The sequence below is a fragment of the Sphingomonas sp. YR710 genome (genome assembly GCF_900101455.1).
Classification (GTDB): Bacteria; Pseudomonadota; Alphaproteobacteria; order Sphingomonadales; family Sphingomonadaceae; genus Rhizorhabdus.
The window spans coordinates 330,254-347,564 of sequence record NZ_FMZJ01000001.1 but is presented as its reverse complement, the minus strand read 5'-3'; the positions used below and the strand labels follow the sequence as shown (position 1 = coordinate 347,564).

At 63.7% G+C, this 17,311-nt stretch carries 14 protein-coding genes; 7 read left to right on the top strand and 7 right to left on the bottom strand.

Annotation, left to right across the window (positions count from 1 at the left end):
- Positions 1-159: 159 nt before the first annotated feature.
- A complete protein-coding gene (locus BLS13_RS01660; protein WP_093449271.1) occupies positions 160-1,485 on the top strand; it encodes a PQQ-dependent sugar dehydrogenase in 1,326 nt (441 codons plus the stop codon).
- 214 nt (positions 1,486-1,699) lie between these two features.
- On the opposite strand, the gene BLS13_RS01655 is transcribed toward BLS13_RS01660, so the two are convergent.
- The gene (locus tag BLS13_RS01655; RefSeq protein ID WP_093449269.1) at positions 1,700-2,494 is read right to left on the bottom strand and encodes an arginyltransferase; all 795 of its coding nucleotides are present in this window, start codon (positions 2,492-2,494) and stop codon (positions 1,700-1,702) included.
- Between the two features lie 122 nt (positions 2,495-2,616).
- Positions 2,617-3,864, bottom strand: a complete 1,248-nt coding sequence (locus BLS13_RS01650) for a threonine ammonia-lyase (RefSeq protein WP_093449268.1) — start codon at positions 3,862-3,864, stop codon at positions 2,617-2,619.
- Positions 3,865-3,978: 114 nt separating this feature from the next.
- Between BLS13_RS01650 and BLS13_RS01645 the strand changes: the two genes are divergently transcribed.
- From BLS13_RS01645 to BLS13_RS01630, 4 genes are all read left to right on the top strand, one after another.
- Complete coding sequence (locus BLS13_RS01645; RefSeq protein WP_093449266.1) at positions 3,979-4,845, top strand: NAD(P)-dependent oxidoreductase; 867 nt, start codon at positions 3,979-3,981, stop codon at positions 4,843-4,845.
- A 98-nt stretch (positions 4,846-4,943) separates the two neighbouring features.
- On the top strand, positions 4,944-6,620 hold the full coding sequence (locus tag BLS13_RS01640) for an amidohydrolase (RefSeq protein WP_093449265.1): 1,677 nt from the start codon (positions 4,944-4,946) through the stop codon (positions 6,618-6,620).
- A gap of 40 nt (positions 6,621-6,660) precedes the next feature.
- On the top strand, positions 6,661-8,298 hold the full coding sequence (locus BLS13_RS01635) for an alkaline phosphatase family protein (protein ID WP_093449263.1): 1,638 nt from the start codon (positions 6,661-6,663) through the stop codon (positions 8,296-8,298).
- Positions 8,299-8,461: 163 nt separating this feature from the next.
- A complete protein-coding gene (locus BLS13_RS01630) occupies positions 8,462-8,932 on the top strand; it encodes a hypothetical protein (RefSeq protein WP_093449262.1) in 471 nt (156 codons plus the stop codon).
- 60 nt (positions 8,933-8,992) lie between these two features.
- Here the strand turns inward: BLS13_RS01630 and BLS13_RS01625 are convergent, their stop codons facing one another.
- The 5 genes from BLS13_RS01625 to BLS13_RS01605 all read right to left on the bottom strand — a co-directional run bounded on the left by BLS13_RS01625 (position 8,993) and on the right by BLS13_RS01605 (position 15,950).
- Positions 8,993-10,000, bottom strand: coding sequence for a right-handed parallel beta-helix repeat-containing protein (locus BLS13_RS01625; protein ID WP_093449260.1), 1,008 nt, complete (start codon positions 9,998-10,000; stop codon positions 8,993-8,995).
- A gap of 246 nt (positions 10,001-10,246) precedes the next feature.
- Positions 10,247-12,862 carry a methionine synthase gene (gene metH / locus BLS13_RS01620; RefSeq protein ID WP_093449259.1) on the bottom strand — a complete coding sequence of 872 codons (2,616 nt, stop codon included), beginning with the start codon at positions 12,860-12,862 and terminating at the stop codon, positions 10,247-10,249.
- 129 nt (positions 12,863-12,991) lie between these two features.
- Positions 12,992-14,053: a homocysteine S-methyltransferase family protein gene (locus BLS13_RS01615; protein ID WP_093449257.1), complete on the bottom strand. Its 1,062-nt coding sequence runs from the start codon at positions 14,051-14,053 to the stop codon at positions 12,992-12,994.
- Entirely contained in the window at positions 14,050-14,994 is a 945-nt protein-coding gene (gene metF / locus BLS13_RS01610) for a methylenetetrahydrofolate reductase (RefSeq protein ID WP_093449520.1), read from the bottom strand. The genes BLS13_RS01615 and metF overlap by 4 nt, the downstream gene beginning before the upstream one ends.
- Positions 14,994-15,950: an ArsR/SmtB family transcription factor gene (locus BLS13_RS01605; RefSeq protein WP_093449256.1), complete on the bottom strand. Its 957-nt coding sequence runs from the start codon at positions 15,948-15,950 to the stop codon at positions 14,994-14,996. Before BLS13_RS01605 ends, metF begins: the two co-directional genes overlap by 1 nt.
- 101 nt (positions 15,951-16,051) lie before the next feature.
- Between BLS13_RS01605 and BLS13_RS01600 the strand changes: the two genes are divergently transcribed.
- Positions 16,052-16,915 (top strand): MlaA family lipoprotein, encoded by an 864-nt coding sequence (locus BLS13_RS01600; protein ID WP_093449254.1) that lies wholly within the window; start codon positions 16,052-16,054, stop codon positions 16,913-16,915.
- Between the two features lie 139 nt (positions 16,916-17,054).
- Positions 17,055-17,243, top strand: a complete 189-nt coding sequence (locus BLS13_RS01595) for a hypothetical protein (protein WP_037522225.1) — start codon at positions 17,055-17,057, stop codon at positions 17,241-17,243.
- The last annotated feature ends 68 nt before the right edge of the window (positions 17,244-17,311 follow it).

Here is a 17,311-nt window from a genome sequence, read left to right as displayed (position 1 = left end):
CGCAGCCCTCTTTCGAACATGGTGTAGCGCGCCGGCGGGTGCGAAGGCCAGAGCTGCGAAGCCGGGCGGGAGCAACGCGCCTTGCCGGGCGTTGGCGGCATGATTACATCGCATCCGAACCCGGCGGCACAAGGCCAAAGGCCCGGCAGGACGACGACCATGAAGAAGAAACTCATCCTCGCCGCACTGGCCGTGATCGCCATCCTGATCGCCGCTTTCCTCCTGCTCAACCGCGAGGCCGCGACATTGCCGATAAGCGACGTCGTCGGCCCGAAACCCGTGATGGCCACGCCGAATGCCGGCCTGATACCGACATTGAAGATCGCGAGGGCGATCGGATGGCACGGCAATGCGACGCCGAAGCCGGCGGCGGGGCTCGCCGTCGGCCTGTTCGCCGACGGGCTCGATCATCCGCGCGGCCTCTATGTTCTACCCAATGGCGACGTGCTGGTGGCGGAGAGCAATTCGCCGCGGCGCGACGCGAACAATGGCGGCGGCGGGATCACCGGCCATGTCATGAACTATATGATGAGCATTGCCGGCGCCGGTACGCCGTCCGCCGATCGAATCACCCTGCTGCGCGATACCAATGGCGATGGCCGCGCCGACATGCGGACGATCCTGCTCACCGGTCTGCATTCGCCGAGCGGTATGGCGCTGGTGGGCGACAAACTTTATATCGGCGATACCGATGCGCTGGTCAGCGTGCGGTTCACACCCGGCATGACGACGATCACCGACAAGCCGAAGCTGGTCGTCAAGCTGCCCGGCGGGCGCAATCATTGGGCACGCAACATCGTCGCCTCCCCCGATGGCAAGTTCATCTATGTCGGCGTCGGATCCGCGACCAATATCGCCGACGACGGCCTCGATATCGAGCAGAAGCGCGCTGCGATCTGGGAGGTCAACCTGAAGGACGGCAGCGACCGCATCTACGCTTATGGCCTGCGCAACCCTTATGGCCTCGCTTATGAGCCCGAGAGCGGCGAGCTGTGGACCACCGTCAACGAGCGCGACATGATCGGCTCCGATCTGGTGCCCGATTATCTGACGCAGGTGCAGTTCGGCGGCTTCTATGGCTGGCCCTGGTATTATTGGGGCGGCTATATCGACAAGCGCGTGCCGGAGCCCACCGACGATCTACAAAGCTATGTGATCCGGCCGGATTATGCGCTGGGGCCGCATGTTGCGGCGCTGGGGCTGAGCTTCGCCAAAGGCGCGGCGCTGGGCAAGAATTTCGCATCGGGCGCCTTCATTGCCGAACATGGGTCGTGGAACCGGCGCCCGCTGTCGGGGTATAAATTGGTCTATGTGCCGTTTGCGAAGGGCCATCCGGCGGGCAAGCCGATCGACGTGCTGACCGGCTTCCTGTCCGCAGACGAGCACGCACAGGGCCGGCCGGTGAGCGTGGCGATCGACAGCAAGGGCGGGCTGCTGGTGACCGACGATGTCGGCAACCGCGTGTGGCGGGTAATGGCGCGGTAGGAAAACTCCTCCCCCGCTGCAGGCTGACGGGGCGGGCGGCGGTGCGGCTCGAAGGGGAAGGAGCCGGCTGACCTCCACCGATAACTGGTTGCTGTCCGCCCCCTCCGTCGCCTTCGGCGCGTGCGAGCGAGATCGTGTCCCCCGGACACAATCTCGGCTTGCCGGGGGCAAGCCAAAGCTCGCGCGCTCCCCCTGGCGGGGGAGGAATTATTATTCAAATTATCGTCGGCAGCTTCTGCGCGAATGGGCCCGGCTCGACCCGCGCGGTCTCGGCCGGTCCTTCGAAGCGGCGCCAGCCGCCGGCCGACAGCCGTTCGAGCGGCTGGAAGCGGGTCTTGTACTGCATCCGCGCCGATCCTTCGACCCAATAGCCGAGATAGACAAAAGACAGGCCCGTCTCCGCCGCATGGCGGATATGATCGAGGATGATGAAGGTACCCAGCCCGGAGCGCGCCGGATCTTCGGTTTCGAAAAAGCTGTACACCATCGACAGGCCATCCGCCTGCTGATCGGTCAGGCAGGCGCCGACCAGCCGCCCCGGACGGCCATCCTCCGATGGCTCGCGATATTCGACCACCTGGGTGCGAATCGGCGTCTGTTCGACCATGTCGGCGAAATCGAGTTCGTCCATCTCGGCCATGCCGCCGCCCGGATGGCGCGCCTTCAGATAGCGGCGCAGCAAGGCGAACTGTTCCTCGGTGGTCCACGGCTTGCACGCGTTGACGACCAGATCCGAATGCCGCTTGATCAGCTTGCGCTGGCTGGCATTGGGGCGGAATTCCTTCGCCACCACCCGCACCGACACGCAGGCCTGGCAATCGACGCAGCTCGGACGATAGGCCACGCCCTGACTGCGGCGGAATCCGATGCGGCCCAGCGCATCGTTGAGTTCGTTCGCATTCGGGCCGGCCAGTTCGGTAAAAACCTTACGTTCGGTCTTGCCCGGCAGATAAGGGCATGGTCCGGGCGTAGTGACAAAGAACCGTGGGAAACGGAACTGCGCAGTCATTCAGCCCTTCCCTCCCCAAACAAAAGTGGACAGCCATTGAACTGTCACAACTATGCCGTGCACCAAGCATATTGAAAAGAGCGTTAACCATCAAAATTTGCGGGGCGTTTAGACCTCGTTCATCAGGCAAGCTCGACGGGCGCAACTTCATAGCCATGTGCGGTCAATGCATCGACGAGCCGTTGCAGATGCGCGCGATCGCGAGTCTCGCATTCGATATCGGTGATCAGTCCCTTGGCCGGCAAAGTCGTAAAGATGCGCTGGTGCGAGATCTCGATGATATTCACCTGCTGTTCGTCGAATATCCGCGCGACGTTGAACAAGGCGCCCGGCCGATCCTGCAGACGGATCCGCAACCGCGCGAGCCGGCCAGAACGGGCGAGATCGCGCAGCAGCACGTTGGCGAGCAGGCGCGGATCGATATTGCCGCCGCACAGGATGATCCCGACATTGCGGCCGCGGAACCGTTCGGGGTGCGCCAGCAAAGCCGCGAGCCCGGCCGCGCCGGCCCCCTCCGCAACGGTCTTTTCGATCTGGAGCAGCATCGCAACCGATTGTTCGAGATCGCGTTCGGACACCAGAACGATATCGTCGACGATCTGACGGACGATTTCCGACGTGATCGCCCCCGGATGCTTGACGGCGATGCCCTCGGCCAGCGTATCGCCTTCGCAGGGCAGGTCGAGGCCGTTGATCTTGGCATACATCGACGGATAAAGTTCAGCCTGGACGCCGATCACGTCGACCCGGTTCGTTTGCGCACGCGCAACCACCGCCGAGCCGGAGATCAGCCCGCCGCCGCCGATCGGCACGACCAACGTATCGAGTTCGGGCACATCCTGGAGCATTTCGAGCGCGACGGTACCCTGTCCGGCGATCACATCGACATCGTCAAACGGATGAACGAAGGTGAGATTCTCCTCGGCGGCAAGCAGAAGCGCCGCCGCCTGCGCATCGTCGAATCGCTCGCCCGTCAGAATCACACGGGCGCCGTGGCCCTCGGTCTGCTGGACCTTCACCGTCGGGGTGGGTTTCGGCATCACGATCGTCACGGGAATGCCCATCCGCGCGCCATGATAGGCCAGGCCCTGCGCATGATTGCCCGCCGACGCCGCTATCACGCCACGCGCCTTCGCCTCGTCGCTCAACAGCATCAATTTGTTGAGCGCGCCGCGTTCTTTGTAGGCGGCGGTGAACTGGAGATTTTCGAATTTCAACCAGACATTCGCGCCGGTGAGCTCGGACAGGGTCCGGCTCCGCATAATCGGCGTCCGCACGATCGAGGGGGCGACGCGCTGATGCGCGGCGCGGACATCATCGATGGTGACGGGGACGCTGATTACGTCTGCATTTATCGGAAGGCTTGCCATAGTGGCGCCGCCATAGACGATAGGGCCGCGTAGGTGAACCTGTAGTTGTACCCATTGTCACGAACCTGCACGAGGCGGCTGGCGCGTCCGAAAAAAGCTGCTTATGCCACGCTGATGGCAAAGGTAAGTTTTCTGGGGCTGGGCGTCATGGGCGCCCCGATCGCACGACATCTGGCCAAGGCTGGCCATGACGTCACCGTCTATAACCGCACGCGCGAGCGCGCCGACGCCTGGGTGGCACAATATGGCGGGCGGGCAGTCGCCACGCCGGCCGCCGCAGGCGAAGATGCCGATGCGGTTTTTTCCTGCGTCGGCGCCGATGGCGATCTCGAAGCGGTGACGCTGCGCAATGACGGCGTGTTCCGGACGATGAAGAAGGGCGCTGTGTACGTCGATCATACGACGGTATCGGCGCGGATCGCCCGGCAGCTGGCGGTCGAAGGGCGCGATCGCGGATTGCTGGTAGTCGATGCCCCGGTGTCCGGCGGACAAGCCGGCGCCGAAAATGGCACGCTCTCGATCATGTGCGGCGGTTCGCCGAAGGCGATGGCGGCGGCCGAACCCTATCTCAAGGCCTATGCATCGCGAATCGTCCATGTCGGCCCACCGGGCGCCGGGCAGACCACCAAGATGTGCAACCAGATCTGTATCGCCGGCGCGTTGCAAGGCGTATCGGAGGCATTGCGCTTCGCCCAGTCATCCGATCTCGATCTCGACAAGGTGTTTGAAGCGATTTCCGGCGGCGCCGCGGCGAGCTGGCAGATGCTCAACCGCTGGAAGTCGATGTCCGACGACAGTTTCGATTTCGGCTTCGCGGTCGACTGGATGCGCAAGGATCTGGGGCTGGCCCTCGACGAGGCCCGCTCGAACGGCGCGACATTGCCGGTGACGGCCCTGGTCGATCAATTCTATGCCGACATCCAGCATATGGGCGGCGGGCGGCAGGATACGTCGGCTTTGGTACGGCGATTGCCGAAGTGAGGTGGGCCGGGACACGCCTACCCTTCCTTTCTTCGCCATTCCCGCGAAGGCGGGGACCCATAGGCTCTGAACCGCAAGAGGTTCGAGCTTCCGAAGATATGGGTCCCCGCCTTCGCGGGGATGACGTTTGGGGGTGGGGAGCGCTTTTAGCCGCCGTCTTGTCTCTCGCCTCCCCGGCCCTCGCCGACGGGCTGATCGACAACGCCAATGGCTATACGATCGGCGCCAAAGGCGAGCTGATCCGCTTCAACGGCCTCGTCATCGACGACTATGGCAAGGTCGCGAAGCTGCTCGATCGGACCGACAAGCGCCCCGAAAAACTCGATTTCAAGCTCGACGCCAAGGGCCGAACGCTGATCCCCGGCCTGATCGATGCCCACGGCCATGTGATGGAGCTCGGCGCGGTGGCGCTTTCGCTCGACCTGTCAGGCACGAACAGCCTCGCCGAAGCGCAGGCGCTGCTCGCGCGTTATGCGCGGGAGCGGCCGACCCCGGTGTGGATCGGCGGCGGCGGCTGGAATCAGGAGCGCTGGAAACTCGGGCGCTATCCGACGGCGAGCGACATCGATTCGCTTACGGCGGGGCGGCCGGTGGTGCTGTCGCGGATCGACGGCCATGCGGTGCTCGCCAACAGCGCGGCGATGGCCGCCGCCGGGATCACAACCAAGACCAAAGATCCCGCGGGCGGGCGAATCGAGCGCGATGCGAAAGGGAATCCGACCGGCGTGTTCATCGATGCCGCGCAGACGCTGATCCGCGCGGCCGTGCCCCCCTCGCTGCCGCGCGATCGCGATGCGCAGCTCGCCAAGGCGCAGGAAATATTGCTCGGCTTCGGGATCACCGCGACCGACGACATGGGCACCTCGGTCGACGACTGGCAGGTGATGCGCCGCGCCGGCGACGCGGGCCGGTTGCGGGTGCGGATCACAGCCTATGCACGCGGGCTCGAACCGTTGCTGTCGATCGCCGGCACCGGGCCGACGCCGTGGCTATATGACGGCCATCTGCGGATGATCGGCATGAAGCTTTATGCCGACGGCGCGCTCGGGTCGCGCGGCGCCTGGCTCAAGGCGCCTTATGCCGATGCCCCGGGCCAGCGCGGGCTGCAATTCCTCGACGATGCGAAATTGCGCAACCTGATGAGCCGCGCGGCGATGGACGGGTTTCAGGTCGCGGTGCACGCGATCGGCGATGCCGCCAACGCGCAGCTGATGGATGCGATCGACGAACTTTCGGACACCTATAAGGGCGATCGGCGCTGGCGGATCGAACATGCCCAGATCATCGATCCCGCAGACCTGCCGCGTTTCGCGAAACATGGCATCGTCGCCTCGATGCAGCCGGTTCACCAGACATCGGACCGGCTGATGGCAGAGGCGCGGCTGGGCCCGCAACGGCTGGCCGGAGCCTATGCATGGAAGTCGATGCTCGACAACAAGGCGCCCTTGGCGTTCGGATCGGACTATCCGGTCGAAAGCCCGAACCCCTTCCCTGCGCTCGCCGCGGCGATCAGCCGCGAGGATGCGGCCGGGCAACCTGCGGGCGGCTGGATGCCGGCGCAGAAGATCGACCTCACGCAAGCCTTCCGCGCCTTCACTGCGACGGCGGCTTATGCGGGCTTTGCCGAGGATCGGATCGGCAGCCTGACGCCGGGCCATATGGCCGATTTCCTGCTGCTCGATCGCGACATCTTCACCGCCGGCACCGCCGACATCCGCGCGGCGCGGCCGGAGGAAACCTGGATCGGGGGCAAAAGGGTCTGGGTCGCGAAATGACCGTCATCATGCTGACATCGCCGGAGGGCAATCCATCGCCATGAACAAGCTCAGCCTCCTTCTCGCCGCCGCGCTCGCCGCGCCCGTCACAGCGGCACCGCCCGAGCCGAAACTGATCGTCGCGATCTCCGTCGATCAATTTTCGGCCGAACTCTACAATCGCTACCGCGCCGGCTTCACCGGCGGCCTCAAGACGATAGGCAGCGGCATCGCCTACCCGGTCGGCTATCAGAGCCACGCCGCGACCGAGACCTGCCCCGGCCATTCGACGATCCTGACCGGCCGCCACCCGAGCGGCACCGGCATCGTCGCGAACAGCTGGTTCGACAAGAAGACCGGATCGAACGTCTATTGCGTCTCGGCCGGGCTGAATGCCGATCCGCAGGCGCGCGGCCCGCAGAATTTGCGCGCGACGACTTTGGGCGACTGGATGAAGAAGGCCGTGCCCGCCGATCGCGTGTTCGCGGTCTCGGGCAAGGACCGCGCCGCGATCACCATGGCGGGTCATATGAGCAACGGCACCTATTGGTGGGCCGACAAGGAAGGGTTCCGCACCTCGTCCTTCGCCGGTGCGGCTGGCCCCGAAGTGACCCAGCCCGCCAAAGCGTTCGATGCGAAGCTGTTTGCCGACTGGGCCGCCAAGGCGCCGGTGATATGGCCGGCGCCTTCGGCGGCATGCGCCGCACTGCAAAAGCCCTATCGCTTCGGCAAGGCCGACATTTCGGGCAAGGTGCCGCCCGACGCCACGCTGCATGTCGAGGATGCGCCCGGCTTCGCCGCCACGGCCGAATTCCAGGATCAGCTGCGCGCATCGCCATTGTTCGACAAATTGATCCTCGCCTTCGCGACGCAGGTGCTTGACCAGAACCAGCTCGGCAAGGGGCCGGGCACCGATCTGCTCGCGGTCAGCCTGTCGGCAACCGATTATGTTGGGCACCGCTATGGCAATGGCGGCGCCGAGATGTGCGTGCAGATGGCCGCGCTCGACGAAGGGCTCGGCCGCTTCGTCGAGCACCTGAAGGGGCTTGGCGTCCCGTTCGTGGTCGTGCTGACCGCCGACCATGGATCGACCGACGCCGCCGAGCGCGAGCATGACCATGATCCGCAGGCGAGCCGACTCGACGGCGGGGCGTTGGTCAGCGATCTCAACAAGGCGCTGAAGCAGCAGCTCGATCTCGCTTATGATCCGATCGAGAGCGGCGATCCGCAGCAGATCGTGATCAATGTCGGTGCTGATGCCGCGCTGGCGGCGAAGGTGCAGGACGCCGCGGTCGCATGGCTGAAGGCACGGCCCGAAGTTCGCGAGGTCCTCACCCGCGCGCAGGTGGAGGCGGCGACGGTCGCTCCCGGCACGCCGGCCGACACGCTGACGATCGCCCAGCGTTTCAACGAAAGCTACGATCCCGAGCGATCGGGCGACATCGCGGTGGCCTTCGGCCCGCGCACATCGTTCGGCGTGCCGCGCGGGCCCACCGATTATGTCGCCGGGCACGGATCGCCGTGGGATCATGACCGGCAGGTGCCGATCCTCTTCTGGTGGCCGGGTGCGCCGGGTGAGAGCCGCCCGGCCCCCGCCGAAACGGTCGACATCGCGCCGACGCTCGCGGCGCTGGTGAAGGTGCAGACACCAAAGGTGGATGGGAAGTGCCTCGATTTGGGTGCGAATTGCGGACGGTAGCAATCCTCTCCACCGGACCTTTTCGTCATCCCAGCGCAGGCTGGGATCCCTCCGAGGCCTGTTTCAAGATCTGCGACCGGGAGGGGTTCCTGCCTTCGCTGGAACGACGGCCCAGGGTTTAGGCCGGGTTGACCGAATCGTGCCCCCCTCTATTGCTCACGCGATGACGCGCAGCCCGGCATTGCTGGCTCTTCTGGTGCTTGTCGGCTGCCGAGCCGATCTTCATCCCCCGCCGACACGCGCGTTCGAGGGCCTGCCGATCGCTGGCAGCCTTGCCGATGCCCGGGCGGCAGGCTTCGCCGGTTGCATCGAGGACACGATCACCATGCGGTGCCGCCGGGAGGGCGTGATGCTGGTGGGCGCCGGCCCCTATGAGGCGGCGGTAGATCTGGCCGGTGGCGATGGCAGCGGCGGTTTCGATCATCTGACCTTGTGGCACGGCAGCGATCAGGGCGCCTTGCTCGCGATTAGCGACGCGCTGAAACGCCAAGGCTGGCACTCGTGCCTCAAGGGCGAACAGGAGGATTATACGCGCCCGGGATCGCCGATACGAATCGCGATCGATGCGACCTATTGGGGCAAGCGCCGGGCCGTGATCACGCATGAAGGAATGGAGGCAAAGCCACGCTGCTGATCCGAGAGCAGGGCGGGGTGGGAACGACCGCGGACTACCGTCCGGACCTACCCAGGCTCGTCACCCCAGCAGCTTCGCCTTCACCTTCGATAGATAATAGCGCGCCTTGCCCTTGAGCCCCGCGCCCTGACCCGAATCGGCGCCCTGATAGGACGTGATGCGCAGGCCGAGGATATTGTGTTCGACGACCATCTGCGAGTGGCTGAAATCCGCGACGAGCGCGGTCGGCCAAGTGATGCCCGGCACCTGGTGCGCGACGTTGTCGATAACCTGAAGGCCGGTCGAGGGGTTGTTGGGCCCTTCGGCCGCGACCGCAACGATCGCCGAATGGTTTTCCTTATCGGCACCCTGCACGAAGACGGTGCGACGGATCGTGCCGGTCGCGCCTGCGGGCAGATCGATCATATAGTTGGTGGTGTGCCCCTGCACGTCATCGAAGCTGCAATCGCTGACTTCGATCGTCGGGCTGCGGCTCTTCACATAATGGCCGCCGCGGCCGCGTTCGAAGCGGCTGCGCAGCACCGTTACCGATCGATAATGGCCGATATAGATCGAATGGGCACAGGCTAGCCCCCGATCGCAGCGCCCGAGGCCGGAAAAAGTCGAGCCCTCCACCCGTATATCGGCGGAGTCGTCGTCATTGCCCAATATGCCTTCTTCGGAGTCACGGAAGGCGCTGCGCCGAACCGTAAGGAAGCCGCGCTCGGCACGAATGCCGGCGCCGTTGCCATCGTCGACATGCAGGCGGCGAAAAACGATCCCGTCGACCTCCGCACCGCGGCCGCGCAGCACGAGCACGGCCTTGCCCTCGCAAACCGTACTGTCGAACACTGCCGTGCCCGGCTGTATGGCCTTGTAGATGACCCAGCCTTCGGTCTGGATCGTACAGTCATGATAGACGCCGGGCGCGATCAGGATGGTCCCGCGCCCGTCGCCGATCGCCATCACCGCGTCGACGAGCCGATCATAGCCCTGATGCGTGGCCTCGACGGTGTACGGCGCGGCCGCGGCCGGCGCGGCGAGCAGCAGGGCCGACAGGGCGAGGAGCTGCTTCATCGTCTTGCTCATGCAACCCTCGACAATTTTAGCGCCGACCTCCCCTTCATCATCATCCTCGCGAAAGCGGGGACCCATGGACTGCAGCACCTGCCGCTTCCAGCGTGCCGTAACCGTGGGTTCCCGCTTCCGCGGGAATGACGGTTGAGGACAGGACGCCTTGTGCCATTCAAAACCGCATAATTCCTTGACCTAACCGCGGTGATCGCGAGTTGGCATGACGGTGAAGTGTTACCCCCGCGAAGATGAAGATTTCGCTCAATCCAGATTGGGACGCAACCAGCGTTCGGCGGTGTCGAGATCGACGTCGCGGCGCACCGCATAGTCTTCGAGCTGGTCGCGGCCGATGCGGGCGACACCGAAATAGCTGCTGTCGGGGTGCCCGAAATAGAAGCCCGATACCGCCGCGGTCGGCAGCATCGCGAAATTCTCGGTAAGGGTGATACCGGTCGCGTCGGTAGCGTTCAGCAGATCGAACAGGATCGGCTTGAGGCTGTGATCGGGGCAGGCCGGATAGCCGGGTGCCGGGCGGATGCCGCGATATTGTTCACGGACCAAGGCCTCGTTGGTGAGTTGTTCTCCCTCAGCATAGCCCCATAATGTGGTGCGGATGTGCAAATGCAGCCGCTCGGCAAATGCCTCGGCCAGCCGATCGGCCAGCGCCTTCAGCAGGATGTCCTGATAATCGTCGGTCTCGGCCTTGAACCGGGCGAGGTGCTTCTCGATGCCGTGCCCTGCCGTCACCGCGAAGCCGCCGATCCAGTCGTCTCCGGGCGAGATAAAGTCGGCGAGGCACATGTTGGGGCGGCCTTCGCGCTTCTTGATCTGCTGGCGCAGGAATGGAAGGCGGACCTCGCCATGGCCTTCGATTTCGATGACGACATCGTCGCCGTCGCGGTGGCACGGCCACAGCCCGGCAACGCCCTTCGCCGTCAGCCATTTCTCGGCGATGATCTTGTCGAGCATCGCCTGGGCATCGGCGAACAGGTTAGTCGCCGCTTCACCGACCACCGGATCAGTAAGGATCGCGGGGTAGTTGCCCGCCAATTCCCAGGCGCGAAAGAACGGCGTCCAGTCGATATAGTCGCGCAGATCCTCAAGCGGCCAATCGGCGAAGACATGCACGCCGGGCTGCTTCGGCGCCGGCGGCTTCTGATCGAAATTGGCCGGAAAATGGTTAGCGCGCGCATCGTCGAGCGACGCCAACTCGTTCTGGCCCTTGCCCTCGCGGGCCTTGCGAACGGCTTCATAATCGGCCGCCGTCTTCAGCACGAATTCGTCGCGCTGCGTATCCGACAACAGCGTCGAGGCGACGCCGACCGCGCGGCTGGCATCGAGGACATGGACGACCGGGCCGTCATAGGCCACGGCGATGCGCAACGCCGTGTGGACCTTCGACGTGGTGGCGCCGCCGATCAGCAAAGGCATCGTCATCTTCGCGCGCTTCATCTCGGCGGCGACCGTGACCATCTCGTCGAGCGACGGCGTGATCAGGCCGGACAGGCCGATCATGTCGACATCATTCTCGTTCGCCGACTGCAGGATCGTCGTCCACGGCACCATCACGCCGAGATCGATCACCTCATAGCCGTTGCATTGCAGGACGACGCCGACGATGTTCTTGCCGATATCGTGGACATCACCCTTCACGGTCGCCATGATGATGCGGCCCTTGGGGCGATCGCCGGCCACCTTCTGCGCCTCGATATAGGGCAGCAGATGCGCAACCGCTTTCTTCATCACGCGCGCCGACTTGACGACCTGCGGCAGGAACATCTTGCCCGATCCAAACAGATCGCCGACGACGTTCATGCCATCCATCAACGGCCCTTCGATCACCTCGATCGGGCGGGCGAAATGGTGGCGAGCCTCCTCGGTATCGTCGACGACGAAAGCGTCGATGCCCTTAACCAAGGCATGTTCGAGCCGCCGGGCGACGGGCCAGCTGCGCCATTCCTCGGCGGCCTTTTCGGCGACAGCATCGGTGCCGCGGAAGCGCTCGGCCAGGGTGATCAGCCGGTCGGTCGCGTCATCGCGGCGATCCCAGATCACATCCTCGCAGGCTTCGCGCAATTCGGGATCGATCGCGTCATAGACGTCGAGCTGGCCGGCATTGACAATGCCCATGTCCATCCCCGCCTGGATGGCGTGATAGAGGAACACGCTGTGCATCGCCCGACGGACGGGTTCGTTGCCGCGGAACGAGAAGCTCAAATTCGAAACGCCGCCCGAGATGTGGCAATGCGGGCAGCGCGCCTTGATGTCGCGGGTCGCCTCGATGAAATCGATCGCGTAGCGGCGATGCTCGTCGATGCCCGTGGCAACCGCGAAGATGTTCGGATCGAAGATGATATCCTCGGGCGAGAAGCCGATGCCGGTCAGCAGGTCATAAGCGCGCGCGCAGATCTCGACCTTGCGCTCACGCGTATCCGCCTGGCCGACCTCATCGAACGCCATCACGACGACGGCGGCGCCATAGGCCATCACCTTCTTCGCATATTTCAGGAATTCGGCCTCGCCTTCCTTCATACTGATCGAATTGACGATCGGCTTGCCGGACACGCATTTCAGCCCCGCCTCGATCACCGACCATTTCGAGCTGTCGACCATCACCGGCACGCGGGCGATATCAGGTTCGGCCGAGATCAATTTGAGGAAGGTCGTCATCGCTTCCTGCGAATCGAGCAGGCCTTCGTCCATGTTGACGTCGATAATCTGCGCGCCGTTTTCGACCTGCTGGCGCGCGACCTCGACCGCCTTCGTATAGTCGCCGGCCATGATCAGTTTCTTGAACACCGCCGATCCGGTGACGTTGGTCCGCTCTCCGATGTTGACGAACTGGGCGGTGGACGGGCGGGCGGTGTCGGTAGTCATGAGTACCATTTCGCTTTTATTTTCATCGTCATTCCCGCGAAAGCGGGAACCCACGGTTACAGTGGCGGACAGATTTGCAGGTCCCTCTGTCCATGGGTCCCCGCTTTCGCGGGGATGACATTTCGAGGGTCAGGCCGCAATAACCATCGGATCGAGCCCGGCAAGCCTGGTGCGATGATCGTGGCTCGGCACGACGCGGGGCGCCTTGCCGGACACTGCCTTGGCCATCGCCGCGATATGCGGCGGGGTGGTGCCGCAGCAGCCGCCGACGACGTTGATCAGCCGACTGTCTGCCCAGTCGCCGATAAAATTGCCGGTGGTATGCGGCTGCTCGTCATATTCGCCCAGGTCGTTCGGCAGGCCGGCGTTGGGATAGATCATCACCAGCGCATCCGCGATGTGCGACAATACCTGCACATGCGGGCGCAACAGATCGGCGCCGAACGCGCAGTTCAGCCCGATCGTCAGCGGACGGGCATGACGCACAGCGTGCCAGAATGCCTCGACCGAATGACCGGAAAGATTACGGCCCGACATGTCGGTGATCGTCATCGACACCATCATCGGAATATCGATCCCGCGCCGATCGCGCTCGTCGAGGACCGCCATGATCGCGGCCTTGGCATTGAGGGTATCGAAGATCGTCTCGATAAGGATAAAATCGCAGCCGCCATCGACAAGCGCGCCGATCTGATCGCCATAGACATCGCGCATCGTATCGAAATCGACAGCGCGATAGCCCGGATCGTTGACGTCGGGCGACAATGACAGGGTCTTGTTGGTCGGCCCGACGGCACCCGCCACAAAGCGAGGGCGGCCATCCTTCGTCGCGAAATCATCGGCCGCCCTGCGTGCGATCGAAGCGGCGGCGAGGTTCATCTCGCGGACAAGATGAACGGCATCATAGTCGCCCTGGCTGATCGTATTCGCGTTGAACGTGTTGGTGGAGACGATGTCCGAACCCGCCGACAGATAGCCGCGGGTAATCTCGTCGATCACATCGGGCCGGGTCAGCACCAATAGGTCATTATTGCCCTTCTGATCGAGTTTCAGGTCGTAGGACCCGCGATAATCGGCTTCCTGCAATTTGTAGTTCTGGATCATCGTGCCGAACGCGCCGTCGGTGACCAAGATACGCTTGGCGGCTTCCTCGCGGAACCGCGCGGCGGCGGCCGAATGGGCGAGGCTCATGCTGCTTGCTCCAACTTGCTGGCATCGGCGCGCAGGCCGAGCAGGTGGCAAATCGCGAACGACAGTTCCGCGCGATTGAGCGTGTAGAAATGGAACTGGCGGACACCGCCCGCATAAAGCCGCCGGCACATTTCAGCGGCAGTCGTCGCCGCGACGAGTTGGCGCGCCGCCGGATGATCGTCCAGTCCTTCGAACAGGCGGTCCATCCACGCCGGGATTTCAGCGCCGCACATCGCCGCAAACTTGCGCGTCTGCGCGACGTTGGACACGGGCAGGATGCCGGGGACGATCTCTCCATCAATCCCTGCAGCCGCGGCCCGATCGCAGAAGCGAAAGTAAGCCTCCGGCGAGAAAAAGAACTGCGTGATCGCACGGGTCGCGCCCGCGTCGAATTTCGCCTTCAGATTGTCGAGATCCGAAGCCGCGCTGACCGCTTCGGGGTGGGTTTCGGGATAAGCCGCGACAGAGATTTCGAATGGTGCAATTGCCTTGAGCCCGGCCACAAGATCGGCGGCGTTGCGATAACCTTCCGGATGGGGCGCGAATTTCGTGCCAGCCACCGGTGGGTCACCGCGGAGCGCGACGATATGGCGAACGCCGGCATCCCAATAAGCGCGTGCAATCTCTTCGATCTCGACCTTGCTGGCATCGACGCAGGTCAGATGTGCGGCGGCGGCAACACCCGTCTCGCTGGCGATGCGGGCGACGGTGGCATGGGTCCGCTCGCGCGTGGAGCCGCCGGCCCCATAAGTGACCGACACGAAGCGCGGCGACAACGGCACCAAAGTCTGGATTGCCGCCCAGAGCGACTCCTCCATCTTCGCCGTCTTCGGAGGGAAGAATTCGAAAGACACCGACGCGTCGCCCGCAAGATCCGCGAACAGCGGCGCATCAAGCGCGCGGCGCGCCTCTTCGAGTTTCGAAAGGGAGACTGTTCTCATCATACTACCTTCAGTGCAGCGCGCGGCGCGCGCGACCCCATCCATAATTTAACGGTCAACGCCTCACCCACCAGTTCCTCGACCCGCGACAGTGCCAGCCCCGCCGCGCGAAACCACGCTTCGATCTGATCATCGCCGAAACCCAGACGCACATGGGCATCGCGCGTTCGCAGATCCTCGCGATCATGGCTTGCGAAATCGATAACCAGCAATCGTCCGCCCGCCGCCAGCAGCCGCCCGGCCTCAGCGATCGCAGCAGCGGGCTGCTGCGCGAAATGCAGAACCTGATGGATGATCACGACATCGGCCGCGCCATCGGCCAGCGGCAGCGCATACATGTCCCCCTGCCGCAAGTCGACGCCGATCAAGCCGGCCTCGGTAAATTTTGCGCGAGCCAGCCTGAGCATTTCCGGGCTGCGATCAACGCCCACCACCGATTCCGCCTGACCGCCGAACAGTTCGATCATCCGACCGGTGCCCGTACCGATATCGACCAGCCGGCCGATCGCGGCGTCCGCCAGCATCTCGCCGATCCGCGCCTCGACCGCGCTCTCCGGCACATGGAGCGATCGGATCGCGTCCCATTCCTCGGCATGTTCCGCAAAATAGCGGGCTGCAGCGGCCGCTCGATCGGCGCGAACCGCCGCCAGTCGCGCGCGATCGGCAACCGTCCAGGCATTACCCTGCTCGCCATCCCAGGCGTCGATCGTTCCGAACAACGGCGTCACACACGCCGGATCGCCGAGGCCAAGAAAGACCCAGCTCCCCTCCTTGCGCCGCTCGGCCAGTCCGGCATCGGACAGGATCTTCACGTGCCGCGAAACGCGTGGCTGGCTTTGGCCCAGCACTTGTGCCAGTTCGCCTATTGCCAACTCCATCGCGCGCAACAAGTGAAAGATCCGCAACCGCGTCGGATCGGCGAGTGCGCGAAAGATAGCAAGGGCATCACATGGCATATATACGGATATAAAGATATCTTTATATGGCGTCAAGGAACTTGTTCGACCGACAGGAGTATGACAGGCCGCGAACAGCGTCTTACCAAGGGGGCTTACCTATGCATTTTCCCGCAAAAATCCTGCCCGTGTTATTGACGGCGACACTATTGGCCGGCTGCACCACGGCACATGTGGGAACCGACCGGTTGGCTGAGCGCGACCCTCTCGAAAAGTTCAATCGCGGCATATGGTCTGTCAATCAGGGCCTCGACAAGGTGATCATGAAGCCGGTGACCAAGGTTTACCGCACGGTCGCCCCGAAACCCGCCCGGCAGGGCATCACCAATTTCTTCAGCAATCTGAGCGAACCCTGGTCGATGATCAACAATGTGCTGCAGGGGCATACCAAGCGCGCCGCACATAATCTGGCGCGCTTCATCGTGAACACGACAGCCGGCTTCGGTGGGTTGTTCGACAATGCGACCCGCGCGGGCATCACCCCCGCCCCCGAAGATCTCGGCCAGACCTTCGCCGCCTGGGGTATGAATGGCGGCCCCTATCTGATGTTGCCTTTGTTCGGTCCGTATACGATGCGCGACGGAATAGGCTTCGGCATTGCACAATTTGCCGATCCTTACGGCGCCTGCAAAACCTATTGCGGCCTGCCCCGCCACGTTCCGCTCGCCCTGACCGGCGTACAACTCCTCAGCATCCGATCGGGCCTGATGGACAGCGGTGCGGACGCCTTCCTGGAATCAAGCCTCGATCCCTATGCCGCCGCCCGATCCGCCTATCTACAGACAAGGCGAGCGGAAATTCTGAATCAGGAGGGTGACGAAGCTGCCGCCGAAGCCGCGGCGGCTGCAGATGCCGAGGCAAATCCTATCGGCCCCGAAACGGCCACACCGCCAGAAGCCGCGGCTCCCGCCGCTTCGCCCCCGGCCGAAACACCCGCCTCCCCCCCGCCAGCATCGCCTCAATAACTACCATAATAAGAGACATTGCATCGCACACAGCAAGACGATAAAGAGGGCGTGCCTGTTTCGGGGGGAAACAAGCCTGAACGTGATTGGGATCGTTCAAGCCACTCGCTTTTTTTGAAACATTCCGGAGACTTCGATCATGAAGAAGATCGTTACCCTTTCGCTTATCGCTGTTGCCTCGCTCGGTCTCGCTTCGTGCAAGCCGAAGGAAGCTGCTCCCGCAAACGACACCAACGTGACGGATAACGCCGTTGCTGCCGACGCGATGGCTGACACCAACGCTGCGATGGACACCAACGCGACGGATAACGCTTCGAACGCGATGTAATTGCGATTGCAGCCTTTTTAAGGCTGCCGAAGTCGATAGGAAGGCCGCACCATGGTGCGGCCTTTTTA

What these genes read in the sequence shown, in the direction of transcription:
- metF (WP_093449520.1), bottom strand. Translation starts at nt 14,994, where the DNA reads ATGAGAACAGTCTCCCTTTCGAAACTCGAAGAGGCGCGCCGCGCGCTT.
- BLS13_RS01630 (WP_093449262.1), top strand. Translation starts at nt 8,462, where the DNA reads ATGACGCGCAGCCCGGCATTGCTGGCTCTTCTGGTGCTTGTCGGCTGC.
- BLS13_RS01605 (WP_093449256.1), bottom strand. Translation starts at nt 15,950, where the DNA reads ATGCCATGTGATGCCCTTGCTATCTTTCGCGCACTCGCCGATCCGACG.
- BLS13_RS01595 (WP_037522225.1), top strand. Translation starts at nt 17,055, where the DNA reads ATGAAGAAGATCGTTACCCTTTCGCTTATCGCTGTTGCCTCGCTCGGT.
- BLS13_RS01645 (WP_093449266.1), top strand. Translation starts at nt 3,979, where the DNA reads ATGGCAAAGGTAAGTTTTCTGGGGCTGGGCGTCATGGGCGCCCCGATC.
- BLS13_RS01625 (WP_093449260.1), bottom strand. Translation starts at nt 10,000, where the DNA reads ATGAGCAAGACGATGAAGCAGCTCCTCGCCCTGTCGGCCCTGCTGCTC.
- BLS13_RS01635 (WP_093449263.1), top strand. Translation starts at nt 6,661, where the DNA reads ATGAACAAGCTCAGCCTCCTTCTCGCCGCCGCGCTCGCCGCGCCCGTC.
- BLS13_RS01650 (WP_093449268.1), bottom strand. Translation starts at nt 3,864, where the DNA reads ATGGCAAGCCTTCCGATAAATGCAGACGTAATCAGCGTCCCCGTCACC.
- metH (WP_093449259.1), bottom strand. Translation starts at nt 12,862, where the DNA reads ATGACTACCGACACCGCCCGCCCGTCCACCGCCCAGTTCGTCAACATC.
- BLS13_RS01615 (WP_093449257.1), bottom strand. Translation starts at nt 14,053, where the DNA reads ATGAGCCTCGCCCATTCGGCCGCCGCCGCGCGGTTCCGCGAGGAAGCC.
- BLS13_RS01640 (WP_093449265.1), top strand. Translation starts at nt 4,944, where the DNA reads ATGGGTCCCCGCCTTCGCGGGGATGACGTTTGGGGGTGGGGAGCGCTT.
- BLS13_RS01600 (WP_093449254.1), top strand. Translation starts at nt 16,052, where the DNA reads ATGCATTTTCCCGCAAAAATCCTGCCCGTGTTATTGACGGCGACACTA.
- BLS13_RS01655 (WP_093449269.1), bottom strand. Translation starts at nt 2,494, where the DNA reads ATGACTGCGCAGTTCCGTTTCCCACGGTTCTTTGTCACTACGCCCGGA.
- BLS13_RS01660 (WP_093449271.1), top strand. Translation starts at nt 160, where the DNA reads ATGAAGAAGAAACTCATCCTCGCCGCACTGGCCGTGATCGCCATCCTG.